The 14520-nt window shown below is 34.9% G+C and carries 11 protein-coding genes and 1 pseudogene; 3 read left to right on the top strand and 9 right to left on the bottom strand.

From position 1 onward, the window contains the following. The first annotated feature begins 32 nt into the window (after positions 1–32). Entirely contained in the window at positions 33–1805 is a 1773-nt protein-coding gene (gene sppA / locus IPN31_13580) for a signal peptide peptidase SppA (GenBank protein ID MBK8682905.1), read from the top strand. A gap of 36 nt (positions 1806–1841) precedes the next feature. Here the strand turns inward: sppA and IPN31_13575 are convergent, their stop codons facing one another. The 3 genes from IPN31_13575 to IPN31_13565 form a co-directional block, all read right to left on the bottom strand. Continuing rightward, entirely contained in the window at positions 1842–2972 is a 1131-nt protein-coding gene (locus tag IPN31_13575) for a bifunctional 3-deoxy-7-phosphoheptulonate synthase/chorismate mutase type II (GenBank protein ID MBK8682904.1), read from the bottom strand. 71 nt (positions 2973–3043) lie between these two features. Next, on the bottom strand, positions 3044–3853 hold the full coding sequence (locus IPN31_13570) for a hypothetical protein (protein MBK8682903.1): 810 nt from the start codon (positions 3851–3853) through the stop codon (positions 3044–3046). 5 nt (positions 3854–3858) lie between these two features. Continuing rightward, entirely contained in the window at positions 3859–5631 is a 1773-nt protein-coding gene (locus tag IPN31_13565) for an anion permease (protein MBK8682902.1), read from the bottom strand. Positions 5632–5706: 75 nt separating this feature from the next. On the opposite strand from IPN31_13565, the gene IPN31_13560 reads away from it, so the two are divergent. Then, positions 5707–6216 carry a hypothetical protein gene (locus IPN31_13560; protein ID MBK8682901.1) on the top strand — a complete coding sequence of 170 codons (510 nt, stop codon included), beginning with the start codon at positions 5707–5709 and terminating at the stop codon, positions 6214–6216. A 9-nt stretch (positions 6217–6225) separates the two neighbouring features. Beyond that, complete coding sequence (locus tag IPN31_13555; GenBank protein MBK8682900.1) at positions 6226–7296, top strand: Rieske 2Fe-2S domain-containing protein; 1071 nt, start codon at positions 6226–6228, stop codon at positions 7294–7296. A gap of 37 nt (positions 7297–7333) precedes the next feature. On the opposite strand, the gene IPN31_13550 is transcribed toward IPN31_13555, so the two are convergent. The 6 genes and pseudogenes from IPN31_13550 to IPN31_13525 form a co-directional block, all read right to left on the bottom strand. Further along, a complete protein-coding gene (locus IPN31_13550) occupies positions 7334–9712 on the bottom strand; it encodes a Smr/MutS family protein (GenBank protein MBK8682899.1) in 2379 nt (792 codons plus the stop codon). A gap of 95 nt (positions 9713–9807) precedes the next feature. Then, positions 9808–10251 carry an Hsp20/alpha crystallin family protein gene (locus IPN31_13545; GenBank protein MBK8682898.1) on the bottom strand — a complete coding sequence of 148 codons (444 nt, stop codon included), beginning with the start codon at positions 10249–10251 and terminating at the stop codon, positions 9808–9810. 551 nt (positions 10252–10802) lie between these two features. Then, on the bottom strand, positions 10803–11306 hold the full coding sequence (locus IPN31_13540; protein MBK8682897.1) for a metallophosphoesterase family protein: 504 nt from the start codon (positions 11304–11306) through the stop codon (positions 10803–10805). Next, positions 11303–12217, bottom strand: a complete 915-nt coding sequence (gene miaA, locus IPN31_13535) for a tRNA (adenosine(37)-N6)-dimethylallyltransferase MiaA (protein MBK8682896.1) — start codon at positions 12215–12217, stop codon at positions 11303–11305. The genes IPN31_13540 and miaA overlap by 4 nt, the downstream gene beginning before the upstream one ends. A 4-nt stretch (positions 12218–12221) precedes the next feature. Next, positions 12222–13676 (bottom strand): HD domain-containing protein, encoded by a 1455-nt coding sequence (locus IPN31_13530; protein ID MBK8682895.1) that lies wholly within the window; start codon positions 13674–13676, stop codon positions 12222–12224. Next, a pseudogene (locus tag IPN31_13525) lies at positions 13676–14490 on the bottom strand (2,3,4,5-tetrahydropyridine-2,6-dicarboxylate N-succinyltransferase). The gene IPN31_13530 and the pseudogene IPN31_13525 overlap by 1 nt, the downstream one beginning before the upstream one ends. Positions 14491–14520 lie beyond the last annotated feature (30 nt).

The following is a 14520-nucleotide window of genomic DNA, read 5'->3' as shown; positions in this document are numbered from 1 at the left end:
AAAAAGATTATTTAAACTTACAATGATTTGACATGCGAGATTTTTTCCGTTCCTTTTTTGCCAGCCTGTTGGCTTTAATTGTTTTTATAATTCTGCTTATCATTTTAGCAGGTGGTATCGTTTCTTCTTTAACAAATAAATTAGAAGGTACAAAAACAAGTGTGCAACCCAATTCTATTTTAGAGCTTAATCTTAACTATGCAATTCCTGAACAAACACAGATTTATTCACCAACGGATATTGTGTTTTCAGGCCTTGATTTTAGAAATCCCCTTGGCTTAAATGATGTGTTGTTCGCAATTAATAAAGCAAAAGATGATAACAACATCAAAGGTATTTATATCAATTTGGGATTGAATATGAATGGGTACGCCACCTTGCAGGAAGTGCGGGATGCATTAACTTCTTTTGAAAGCAGTGGGAAGTTTATTGTTGCGTATGGAGAAATGGTTAATCAGGCTTCTTATTTTGTAGGTAGTGTTGCAAATCAAATGTATTTAAATCCATCGGGCTTTTTGGAATTTAAAGGATACAGTGCAACATGGTCTTTTTATAAAGGTACTCTCGATAAATTAAATATGAATGTGCAAATATTTTACGACGGGAAATTTAAAAGTGCTACCGAACCTTTGCGCAATAGTGAAATGAGTGAAGAGAATAAAACTCAACTGCGTGAATACTTAGTAGGATTGTATAATCATAATCTTTCTCAAATTGTTAATTCCAGAGGTAAAACAATTGACGAGTATAAATTGATAGCAGATGCATTTCCAGGATGGAGTGCTTATAATGTTTTGGAAAAAGGTTTGGTAGATGGAGTGAAATATAAAGATGAAGTGATAGATGTGTTGCGTGAAAAAATTGGTGTCGGTGCAGAAGTGGAAGTGCCAATAATTAAACTTGATGATTATTTCAGCACCTTAACAAAAGAACAATCTTATCGTGGCGATAATACAATTGCCATCGTGTATGCAAATGGTGATATAGTGGATGGAGAAGGAAGCAGAGGCAATATTGGCTCAGCAGCTTTTACAAAAATATTTGAAGACATTAGAAAAAATAAGGATATAAAAGCAGTTGTATTTCGGGTGAACTCTCCCGGAGGAAGTGCAACCGCAAGTGATGTGATTTGGCGTGAGATTGAAATCACCAAAAAGAAAATTCCTGTAATAGTTTCTATGGGTGATTATGCTGCTTCCGGTGGTTATATGATTTCCGCCAATGCATCTAAAATTTATGCGCATCCAAATACATTAACCGGCTCTATCGGTGTGTTTATGATTTTACCGGAGATTTCGGAATTTATGGATTCAAAAATCGGCGTTACTTTCGATACAGTGAAGACTTCTCCATATGCGGATTTTCCGAGTATTACCCGTCCTGTAAGTGCAGATGAAAGTGTGTTACTTCAAAGTGCAGTGGATACGGTGTATTATAATTTTAAAAAGATGGTGGCCAATGGAAGAGGATTAACTATGGAGCAGGTAGAAGAAATTGCACAAGGAAGAATTTGGTTGGGAATTACTGCAAAAGAACTCGGCCTAGTAGATGAACTCGGTGGTATTGATGAAGCAATTGCAGGGGCTGCTGGAATGGTAGGCTTAACAAGTTATAAAGTGAAAGAATATCCCGAAATAAAACCTACATTATTTGAATCATTAATGAAGAGTATGGGTAGTGAAACTGAAGCAAGTGTAATGGAGAAGAATTTAGGAATATTATATCCGCACTATAAAACATTGGAGCAATTAATTGAGCGTCCTTCTATCCAGACACGTTTGCCTTACACCTTAAAAATTGAATAAAAAAAAACGCTGTAATCGCAGCGTCTTTTTATTTTTTTAGGATGAAGTATTGTCTTTCAAATTCATAATCTCTTGTTCCAATTGCTTCATAGTTTCCGTTTGATGAAAAATAGATTCTTTGTGAATTGCATGAAATAATTCTGCAATGAATTTATGTGTAAGATTTTTACGCTCACTCATCTCTTTTCTTGTTTCTACTATTTCATTCCAGCGACTTGGTTGAACAATCGCAAGATTACTTGCAAATTTATATTTACCGATTTCACGAACCACATCCATGCGCTCGCTAAGTAATTCCAATAAATATTTATCTATTCCATCAATACGTCCTCTCAACTCATCCAGCTGATTTTCAGCTTCAGGATTATGATCAATATTTTCTCTGGTTACTAATGAAGCAATTATTTCTCCGAACACTTCCGGCGTTACTTGTTGTTGGGCATCGCTCAATGCTTTATCCGGTGTTATATGACTTTCTAAATGTATTCCTTCAAAACCAATATCTAATGCTGTTTGTGCAACTTCACGCAACATATGTCTGTTGCCACAAATATGACTTGGATCGCAAATAATTGCTAACTCAGGATAACGGCGATGTAATTCAATTGGAAGATTCCAACGTGGAATATTTCTGTATTTTGTTTTTTCATGAGTTGAAAATCCACGATGTATAGCGGCAAGTTTTGTAATTCCAGCACCATTCAATCTTTCAAAAGCACCAATCCATAATTCGAGATCGGGGTTAATTGGATTTTTTACAAGTACAGGAATATCCACACCTTCTAATGCATCGCAAATCTCTTGCACTGCAAATGGATTTACTGTGGTGCGGGCACCTATCCATAAAATATCTATTCCAACTCGCAATGCTTCAAAAACATGTTTCGTATTTGCAACTTCAACTGCTGTAGGAATTTTATTCTCATGACCTGCATCTTTCAACCATTTCAATCCAACAGAGCCTATGCCTTCAAATGAATTTGGACGTGTTCTTGGCTTCCAGATTCCGGCCCTTAAAATATCAATATTATAAGTTGCTAATTGTTTAGCAGTTTCATGCACTTGCTCTTCTGTTTCTGCACTGCATGGACCAGCCATGATAAGAGGATGTTTGAAATTATATCCCCATTGGTCAACGGGTGTGATTTTGAGGTCTTTGCCTTTCATAAGATTCTTTATTGATTTGACTGTAATAATGTGTTTTCAGTTGCAAAATTACAAAGTTTATAATCGCTGGATTAAGTGTTTACAATCTTTTCACATTCAGCATAATAACCAAGCACCCGAATTTCCGGATAATGTTTTTTAATTGAGGCAATATATAAATCGGCAACATTGGAGTTGATGCAAATAAATTCAAAATAGCTTTCATCTGAATTTGGTATTTCTAAATGCTCCCGAATCTCTAGTGATGTATTGCCAATAGAAGTAAAAATGATAGTGCTGTCACCTTCCACAGATATTATTATGTGTGATGTTTTCTGAGTTGTTTGAAATGTTTTTGATACCACTACAAACCGTGTGATATTATCTTTTTGTTCCAGTGTTGCTTCTTCCAGTATTATCAATTTTGTTTGTTCAATTACTTGTTCACCTGCAAGTACTGCAATATTTTTTCGTGCATCATTAGCAACTAAATTCGCAGCTTCTGCTGTGCTGCTTACTTCAGTAAGTGTTGTATTTGGAAATTTTTTTAAGAACTCCGCACATTGTTTTATAGCTATTGGATGCGAAATTATTTCGTGGATTTCCATCGGCTCCACAAGATGATTTACCGCAAGGAAAAATCGAATTTGCAATTTCACTTCATCAAGGATATATAATCCATTCTTTGCAATGCAGATTAAATTATCACCCACAAATCCGGCGTAAGTATTTTTCACAGCAATAATTGCATTATCAGATTCGCCGGAACTGACACTATTAAAAATTTCTTCAAAACTATGTTTAAAAACAGGCTGCAATGCATTGCCGAAATAAGACGAAGCTGCGATATGATGAAAAGAATTTTCAGGCCCAAGTATGGCAGTAGTTTTTTGCTTATCCATTGTAATTAAAAGTAAATGGAATAAAGCATAAATACAACCACGAACATACTGATTACAGTAAATAAACCACCTACTCTTACAAAGTCAGCGAATTTGTAATTGCCGGGACCGTATATTAAAATGTTTCCCTGATATCCAACGGGTGTTAAATAACATGTGCTTGCAGCAAACATGATGGTAAATAAAAATGGTTTTGGATCCAAACTCATTTGTGCTGCTAGGCTAATTGCAACTGGACATAACAACACTGCAGTTGCTGCATTGGACATAATGCTTGTGGTGAGTGCAGTAAGAATAAATAAAAAAAATAAAATATACAAAGGCCCGAGGTCAGATAAATAATCTAGTATACTTCCTGCAAGTTGATCTGCGGCACCGGAATTTGTAAGTGCAGTTCCCAACGGAATTAAACACGCAAGTACAAAAATTATTTTCCAGTCCACTTGTCTGTATGCCTCTCTAATAGTTATACAATCAGCAAGGACTAAAATAATTATTCCGATAAGTGCACCTACTATTATTGGAAGAATATTAAATGCTGCTAATAGTATAACCCCAAATAAAACCGCAACGGACAGATACATTTTCTTTGGATTAAATTCTACCTTGTCAAGCTCCTGTGTAAATACAAAATCATAACTGCGCTTTAGTTGATCAATAGAATCTTTTTTTACTTCTAATAATATATCATCGCCAAAGCGCAATTCCATATCAGAAAATTTTTCGTTCATCAGTACCCCTTTTCTGCGCAATGCAAGTGGAATGGCATCATATAAATCTTTAAAATTTATTTCGTTGATACTGGACCTAGCAATGCTGGAGTTTGGTGCTACCACCACTTCAATTAGCGTGGTCTCATTACTTTTTAAATCCAGATCTTCAATCAACTCTTCAGGTGCAAACACAACACCTTTCATCGCTTTTATCATTGCGATATCCGTGCGACTTCCTCTCACCAACAACTTATCACCTGCTTCTAAAATTTCATACGCATCCGGTAACCAAATGGAACCATCATGACTTGTAATTTCAATTACTTCCAAATGCATATCGTCAATAAGTACTGTTTGCTTAAATCGCTTTCCTATAAGTCGTGAGTCTTTTTCAATTACAATTTCTGTGAGATAATCTTTTAATTCGTAATTCTCCGTCAATGAATCTACACTGCGTCGTGCAGGCAACATTCTGCTGCCGATAAAAAACATAAACACAAAATAAAAAGCAAAGAGTACCAATCCTATTGTGGTAAACTCGAACATGCCGAATCTGCCAAAACCCTCTGCTTCGGAAATACCACTTACAATAATGTTTGTGGATGTTCCAATAACGGTACAAGTTCCACCAACTACAGCCGCAAAAGACATCGGCATCAAAAGTTTTGTGGGACTGATATTATTAAAGCGTGAAATTTTAAAAACTATCGGCATCAAAATAATAATTACAGCCGTGTTATTTAAAAATGCGGATGCTGCACCTGAAACTAGCATTACTACTAAAAGTGCAACTTTAGGTTTGCGACCAGCAATCTTCAACATATACCTGCCCATTAAATTTATGGCGCCGGTATTTTCAATTGCCGAACTCAATAGAAATAAAAATAAAATAGTGATGGTGGCATCATTGCTAAATCCTGCAATGCCTTCTTTAGTTGTTACCAGGCCGCTTAATAAAAGCATGGCCATGGAAATCATTGCAGTTATATCAATTGGAATTTTCTCCCATGCGAACATGAATATAGTAAACCCTACAATCAATAAAACGAGTAAAATTGGATCCATCAAAATCAAGTTGAACCTGACAAATATACGATTTGAGTAATTTTCAACTGAAATTGTTTGCATAAAAAAAATATTTTGAAAAAAATCTCTGACAACAACGATATGTTATTGCGCTCCATGCGCCAATATTTTATTACAGATATTTTGATATCTATAGTTATTTGTATATGTGGTTTTTTTCTTTTATTCAGTGGATTGAATGCACAACCAACGCCTACTTATTTTCCAATGTTTGCCGGCGGTCTTTTAATGTTCACTGGTTTAATGAGTGCCAATCAAACAGTGCGATACTATTTAAATGAAGAATTAATGGCTTATAGAATTCTATTGTTGGATACTGATCGTATTGTTTGGTTGTATTATTCCAAATTAAATTTGATGCCTTATGGAGTTGGTGTATTAAATCGTTGCCATTTTTTTGTTTGTACTATTGATGGAAAAATATATACGTTAAAGGCATCTGAAGCGAGTATCAAAAAAAATATGCAGCAGGCGACGAAAGAAAATCCGGATATTGTAACCGGGTATTCTGTGGATAGAGAACAATTATTTAAGGTAGATCCCCGCTTATTAAAAAACGATTAAAAATTAATTATGATAGACAAAGATATTCGCATAGCATCCACTCCTCCCGGACGTTTTTATTTGGATAGCGGTAATTACAAACTTGCCATAGAAAAAATATTTGCACGATGCTGGCATCTAATAGATCATCAATCACAATTCAATACAAATAATATGTTGTATCCTGTTTGGATGTTGCCAGGCAGTTTAAACGAACCATTAATTGTGGCAAAACAAAAAGGTGATTTTAATTTACTGTCAAATGTATGTACGCATCGGGGAAATATTTTATTAGATATTCCTGTGAAAGCAGGAACAATACGGTGTAAATATCATGGCAGATGTTTTTCTACAGCAGGTGAATTTATTTCAATGCCTGAATTTGAAGAGGCAGAAAATTTTCCAACCCGTATGGATAATCTTTCTAAAATTCCATTTGCGCAATGGGGTGGATTTTTGTTTGCATCTGTTTTTCCTGCAATGGATTTTTCTGAAGTGATTAATGATATTGAAAAACGGTTGGGTTGGTTTCCATTTGATAAATTAATATTTAGTGCAGAACATTCTCAAACCTATTCCATTAAAGCAAACTGGGCTTTGTATTGCGATAATTATCTGGAGGGGTTTCATATTCCCTTCGTGCATAAAACATTAAATAAAGTAATTGATTATGGTAATTATGAAACGCATCTTTTTAAATATTGTAATTTGCAATTGGGTATTGCAAAGGAAGGTGAATTAGTGTTTGATTTACCTGCGGATTCTATTGATTTTGGAAAGCAAGTGGCAGCATATTACTATTGGGTCTTTCCAAATTTGATGTTGAATTTTTATCCTTGGGGTTTAAGTGTAAATATTGTTCAGCCTAATGGAGTGGGGGAGACAACCGTAATTTTTAAAACTTATATTTCTGATGTTTCAAAATTTAACCAAGGTGCCGGCAGTGATTTAAACAAGGTGGAATTAGAAGATGAAGAAGTGGTGGAAAGTGTGCATCGTGGTTTGCAATCCCGTTTTTATTTTCGTGGAAGATATAGCCCTAAAATGGAAAAAGGAGTACATCATTTTCATTTGCTGATGCAGGAATTTATGCAAGAGTAACATGTAATAAAAAATAGAAATCATTTTTTATTTTTTTCTAAAATATGGCGACAGTTACACCATCGCCACCCATATTCTGTGATTCAAAATTGTGTTTTATCACACCGATATGTTGTTTTAAAATATATTGCACTGCCTGACGCAACACACCCGTTCCTTTGCCGTGAATAATGCGCACGTGATTTACATTGCGCATCATTGCAGAATCTAAAAACTTTTCTAACTCCATCATTGCTTCTTCTTTCGGCATTCCTCTTAAATCAATTTCCGGTGCTGCCTCTTCTTCTTTATCCAAAAGCAATTTTGTGGTGGATGGTTTTTTATTTTCTTCCGTAGGATTTTCTGCGAGTGATAATTCTGAAATCGCAATAGTACTTTTCATATTATTAAATACAACTATCGCTTTATCTTTTATAACAGATTCAACTAATCCCATTTCATCACCACCTGCAAGTTTTACATACATACCTGCTTGTAATGTACCTGCGGGAATTTCTTTTTCAACCAAACGTACTTGTGATTTACGATTGCGCAGATTGGTATTTTTATTTTGATTGATAAATGCTTTTAGTTTTTGTTGTGTCTCTTGTTTATGTGCAGGTTCCGCAGCCTTAAATGCTGCGAGCAATTCTTTAAACTCAGTTTCCATTTTTTGAATGGAATCATCTGCTTTCTCCAATTTCTTTATTTGAAATTGCTGTTGTTTTTCTTTGGCCTTTTGCAATTCAAATTTTAATTCTGCTTCTCTCTGTTTGAGTTGCTGCTCGTGTTGTTTAAATTCTTTTTCACGCAATCGCAAATGTTCTTTTTCAATGCGGACATTTTTTAGCAGTTCTTCAAACTTTATATGCTCTTCACTTACTAAACTTCTGGCTTTTGCAATTACATCTTCCGGTAATTTTGATTTCTGTGCAATTTCAAATGCAAATGAACTTCCCGGTTTACCGCTTTCTAAAATGTAAGTAGGTTTTAAATGTTCTTCATCATACAACATGCTTCCATTAATTACACCCGGATGATTGGATGCATACACTTTTAAATTTGCGTAGTGTGTTGTTATCACACCAAACACTTGTTGCTGATTTAATTTATCCAAAACAGATTCTGCAATTGCGCCTCCTGCATTTGGATCAGTACCCGTTCCGAATTCATCTATTAGTATCAGAGTTTCTTTATCGCCATGAAAAATAAATTTTTGCATTTTCATCAAGCGGCTGCTGTAAGTGGAAAGTTCATCTTCTATGCTTTGTGTATCACCGGCATCGCAAAATATCTTTTTAAATACGCCGATGCTACTTTGATCTGCGCATGGAATTAATAAGCCGCTTTGTGCCATCAATTGCAATAAACCAATAGTTTTTAAACTCACAGATTTTCCTCCTGCATTTGGTCCACTGATTACAAGTATGCGATTGTCTGCATTTAATTCTACTTGTAATGGAATTGTTGGCTTGTGTTGTTTTTTATTTAATAAATACAATACCGGATGATATGCATTGTATAATTGAATCACTTGTTTTTTATCAATGAATGGTTGTACTCCACCAATTTGAATTGCATATTTTGCAATTGCTTTTTTCATATCTATAACCGACAGCAACCATTGATACGATGCAAAATGATCTTTATAAATTGCAATCTCCGCAGTAAGTGCTTCCATGATTCGATAGCGTTCCCGTTTTTCTTCACGCTCTAATTCAAATAATTCATTTTGAATTATCACTACTTCCTGAGGTTCTATAAATGATGTTTTGCCGGTATCACTTTCATCATGAATAATTCCTTTTACTTGTCGCTTATATTCACTTTGCAAACCAATAACTCTGCGATTGTTGCGCATACTTTCTTCCACATCACTCAGCATTCCACTCTTGCGCAATTGAATCAATGCCTTCTGAAATTCTTTTTCTAATTCTCTTCTTGCGTTGGAAATTTGTTTATGAATTTTTACCAACTCCGGACTTGCATTCGGACGCATTACACCTTCATCATCAAGCACAATACTAATTGTCTGACCAATTTTTTTATCATATACAATTTGCTGAACCATTGTATTCAGCACCGGATATTTTTCTATGTTGTTGTGCAGAAATTTTATCAGGTTTCCGGATTGAATTGCATTTCTTCTGAGTTGATGCACTTGTATTTCGCTCAACACATATTTTTCAATTTGCAAAAGCGGAATAATTGTTCTTGTATCAAACGTGCGTTCCTCTGGAAGTTTGTCTTCAAACATGAGCATCTGTTTCATCTCATTTGCCTGAGATAATAACTTTACTATTTCTTCATGTTTGCTTTGCGGTTTAATATTATTTACTCTTTCTAAACCATGTGTAGTTTCGCAATAGGCTGCAATGGATTGAAGTACTTTATCGAATTCGAGAGTATGTAAAATATCGGTTGGAAATAAATGCACGGATAGCGATGTTGAATTGCAAAATTCTTGATAAATAAATGAAATAAAAAATCCCGGCAATTACTTACCGGGATTTACTTAACAATTTACTCACCTTATTTAATCTCAATTTTTTTTGCAGCGGCTGCGGCTTCCACTTCTTTTTTAGGAAGACCTACATGTAATACGCCGTTTTCATAAATGGCTTCCACATTATCTGTATTAATGTTTTCAGGAAGCGAGAATGTCCGTTTAAAACTTCCGAAAGAAAATTCTTTTCTTGTGTACTCATCAGTATTTTCTTCTTTGCTTTCTTCTTTTTTACCGGATATAGTGATGTAATCATTTTCAATTTGAACATCAAAATCATTTTTATTAAATCCGGGTACAGCAAACTCCAGCATAAATGCTTTTTCAGTTTCTTTAATGTTTACAGAAGGAATAAATTCTCCTTTTGTTGCCATCCAATTATTCGAGAAATTGCGATTCATTACTTCATCAAACATGTCGAATACAGTTGGAATACCATTCGGTCTGCGATTTACTTTTAACAGTGTCATAGCTTTTTATTTTTTATTGTTTTTAAATTATTGTCGATGCTGCTTGATCAATCTCCATTCCATTTGAAAATTGAATGTGTTTAACTGAAATAAATTCCGATTTACTTTATTTACTCTGACGAAAGTTCTGAATGAGAAAGATATTGCTGACAGAAATTCTTTTGACAGTTGACAATGAAAAGTATTGAGTATCGAGTATCGGGTATTAGGTTGGCTATTAGCTATTGGCCGTTAGCTGTTGGCGAAAAAAGATTCTTTTAGAATTAGCAAATTTGTTAATTAGCCGATTAGCGGATTAGCCGATGAAAAAAAAGTGTAGTATTTTTTAAAGTTGGCTTACCTGCTAAGGTTGAACAAAAGTTTTTAAAAGGAGATTTACATAATGTTTCTCGGAAATTCGGAAATATTTAGGAGAGCCGTAGGCTCGAATCATTTTTTATCTGCGTCCTCTGCGCAATCTGCGGGTTTATTTTTTTTTGCCACACAGTCTGCAAACATTGTTGGATGGTTTTAAAAGGACGCAAACCTTGGTGAAAATAAATTCTCCATTCCTAATTCTCACTTCCTCTCTTCCCCAATTCAATCACACTTAAATTTTCCGGTTTGCCATTATTAATTTCAAATTGAAGCATAGTGCGCATTTGATGAAATCCATTGCGACCGGCAGCTCCGGGATTTAAGGTGAGCATATTGTATTTTTTATCATGCATCACTTTTAAAATATGCGAATGTCCGCATACAAAAATATTTGGCGGATTTATGTTTAATATTTCTCTCACCCTTTTTTCATAGCGCCCGGGATAACCTCCAATATGTGTTATCCAAACATCTGCACCTGCACAATTAAATCTGTTATCCAATGGAAATTGCTGACGAATTTTTTGTCCGTCAATATTTCCATATACCGCTTGCAGTGGTTTTAATTTTGCAATGGCATCAGTAACTTCTACATCGCCAACATCACCTGCATGCCATACTTCATCTACTGTAGAAACATAATGCAGAATGCGATCATCAATATAACCATGTGTATCTGAAAGCAGTAGAATTTTCATTGCATCTTTTCTTTAATATAGTTTTTAACATCTACTACAGCAAGTGGATTAAACCATGTATAACTTTTGTCTTTGCGAAACCATGTGAGTTGACGTTTAGCATAGTTGCGTGTGTTCTGTTTTATTTTATTTATTGCAGTTTCTAAAGTGGATTTATCTTCCATAAATTCAAATAGTTCTTTGTATCCCACTGTTTGCAAAGCGTTTAAATGGCGATAAGAAAATAATTGTTCGGCTTCTTGTAACAAACAATTTTGCATCATCACATCCACTCTTGTATTAATTTGTTGATAGAGTTTTTCTCTTTCCATATCCAGACAAATTTGAATGGGTGTAAAATTTCTTTTTACAACATTCTTTTTTCTAAATGATGAATACGCTTTTCCTGTTTGCAAAATAACTTCCATTGCCCGCATTAATCGTTGTGGATTTTGAATGTCTGCAATTTGAAAATATTCAGGATCATTTTCTGAAATATAATTCTGTAAATATTCTAATCCTTTGGTTTCATATAATGCAATTATCTGCTTACGAATTTCTGCATCAGAGGCAGGTAAATTATCCAAACCATTTATAATTGCATCAATATATAATCCTGAACCACCAACCACAATTACAACATTATGAACAGTAAATAATCTATCTATAATTTGCAATGCTTCCTGTTCGTATTGTCCAACACTATAAGAATCGTGGATTGAAATATTGTTGATGAAATGATGGTTAATCGTAGCTAATAGTTCAGCATCCGGTTTGGCAGTTCCAATATGCATTTCCTTATAAAATTGTCGTGCATCGGCAGAAATAATTTCGGTGTTGTATTCTTTTGCTAATTGAATAGCAAGATTTGTTTTTCCAATTCCTGTTGGTCCTGCAATTATTATCAGAAATTTATTTTCGGGATTAGTCATGCAATTATTTTCCGTTTACTTTCAATCCCAACTCTAATCCTTTCTTCAACATTAATTCTTTTGCATTGGCATAATCATTTTGAATAATGCCATCGAGAATAGATTCACGAATATGATTCTTAATAATTCCCACTTCACGTCCGGGTTTTAAATTAAATGTGCGCATAATTTCATCGCCGGTAACCGGTGGTTGAAAATTGCGGATATGATCATGCTCTTCCACCGATTTTAATTTCTGTCGTACCATTTCAAAATTTTCACGATACTGCTTTATTTTCAACCGATTTTTTGTAGTGATATCTGCTTCACATAGCAACATTAAATTATCAATATCATCACCCGCATCAAATAATAGTCTACGAATGGCAGAGTCAGTTACATTTTCTTTTGTAAGTGATATTGGGCGCAAATGCAATTCAACCATTTTAGCAACAAAATGCATTTTATGATCTAATGGAAGTGAAAGTCGTTTAAAAATTTTAGGAACCATGCGGGCACCCAAAGCTTCATGCCCATGAAATGTCCAGCCTTGTTTTGGATAAAAACGTTTTGTTGCAGGTTTCGCAATATCATGTAATAACGCAGCCCATCGCAACCATAAATTTTCTGTCTTTAAACTAATATTATCCAACACTTCCAGCGTGTGATAAAAATTATCCTTATGTCCTTTACCATCTTTCATATCCACACCATGCATGGTGTATAATTCCGGAAAAATAATTTCAAGTAAACCACAATCAGACAACAATGAAAATCCGGTAGAAGGAATTGGTGAAAGAATAATTTTATTTAATTCATCGGTAATACGTTCTTGAGAAATAATTGCAATGCGTTCTTTATCTTTTGCTATTGCTGCAAATGTTTCTTCATCAATTCTAAAACCTAATTGCGAAGCAAAACGAATTGCCCGCATCATGCGCAACGGATCATCACTGAATGTTGTAAGCGGTGGTAATGGAGTTTTAATTAATCGTTCTCCCAAATGTTGTAAGCCATTAAACGGATCAATTAACTGACCGTAATTTTCTGCATTCAAAGAAATTGCCAATGCATTAATTGTAAAATCACGACGGTTCTGATCATCTTCCAATGTGCCATCTTCCACAATAGGTTTACGACTATTACTTCTATACGATTCTTTTCTTGCACCTACAAATTCTAAATCTAAATCACCCAAATGAATATGTGCAGTACCAAAATTTTCAAACACTTTTACATTTGTTGAATTAGGTAATAATGCACTTACCGATTGCGCAAGTTGAATACCGCTACCCACACAAACAAAATCTATATCAGTTACTTCACGATATAAAATTTTATCACGCACATAACCACCAACGATGTACACAGGAAAATTTAAAGCAGTTGCAGCATTTGCTACTTGCTTAAAAATATGCAGTTCTTCATCAGTGAAATGAAGAATGGTAAATAGATTTTTTTGTTGCAGATCAGTAAACATTATACGGCTACATTATGCTCACGCAATGCACTGTTGAGCGAAGTTTTTTTATCGGTAGATTCTTTGCGTTTCCCAATTATTAATGCACAAGGCACATTAAATTCTCCGGCAGGAAATTTTTTAGAAAAACTTCCCGGAATAACAACACTGCGGGAAGGAACACGACCAATATATGCAATCGGTTTATCACCACTTACATCAATGATTTTTGTAGATTGAGTAATCACCACATTCGCACCGAGAACTGCTTCTTCTTCCACAATCACACCTTCCACAACTATACATCTTGAACCAATAAAACAATTGTCTTCAATAATTACCGGGCCGGCTTGAACAGGTTCCAATACACCACCAATTCCGACGCCACCACTCAAGTGCACATTCTTACCAATCTGCGCACAACTGCCTACGGTTGCCCATGTATCCACCATAGTTCCGGAGTCCACATACGCACCAATATTAATATACGACGGCATCATGATTACACCTTTTGCAACATAACTTCCGTAACGGGCAATCGCATGAGGAACAACTCTTACACCTAATGCAGCATAATTTTTTTTCAATGGAATTTTATCATGAAATTCAAAAGGACCCACATTAATTGTTTCCATTTGCTGAATAGGAAAATACATAATCACGGCCTTCTTCACCCATTGATTTACCTGCCATTCACCATCCATTTTTCAGCAACACGCAATACACCTTCATCTAAATATTCTATAACCTGATGAATTGCATTGCGGGTTTCTTTAGTATCCAATAACGTTCTGTCTTCCCAGGCAGATTCTATTTGTTGCATTATTTTTTGCATGTGGTAAAGGTATAATGATTCTGTTTTTTA

This window comes from Bacteroidota bacterium (genome assembly GCA_016715425.1).
In the GTDB taxonomy this organism is placed as follows: Bacteria; Bacteroidota; Bacteroidia; order Chitinophagales; family BACL12; genus JADKAC01.
This window is presented reverse-complemented; position numbering and strand designations above follow the sequence as displayed.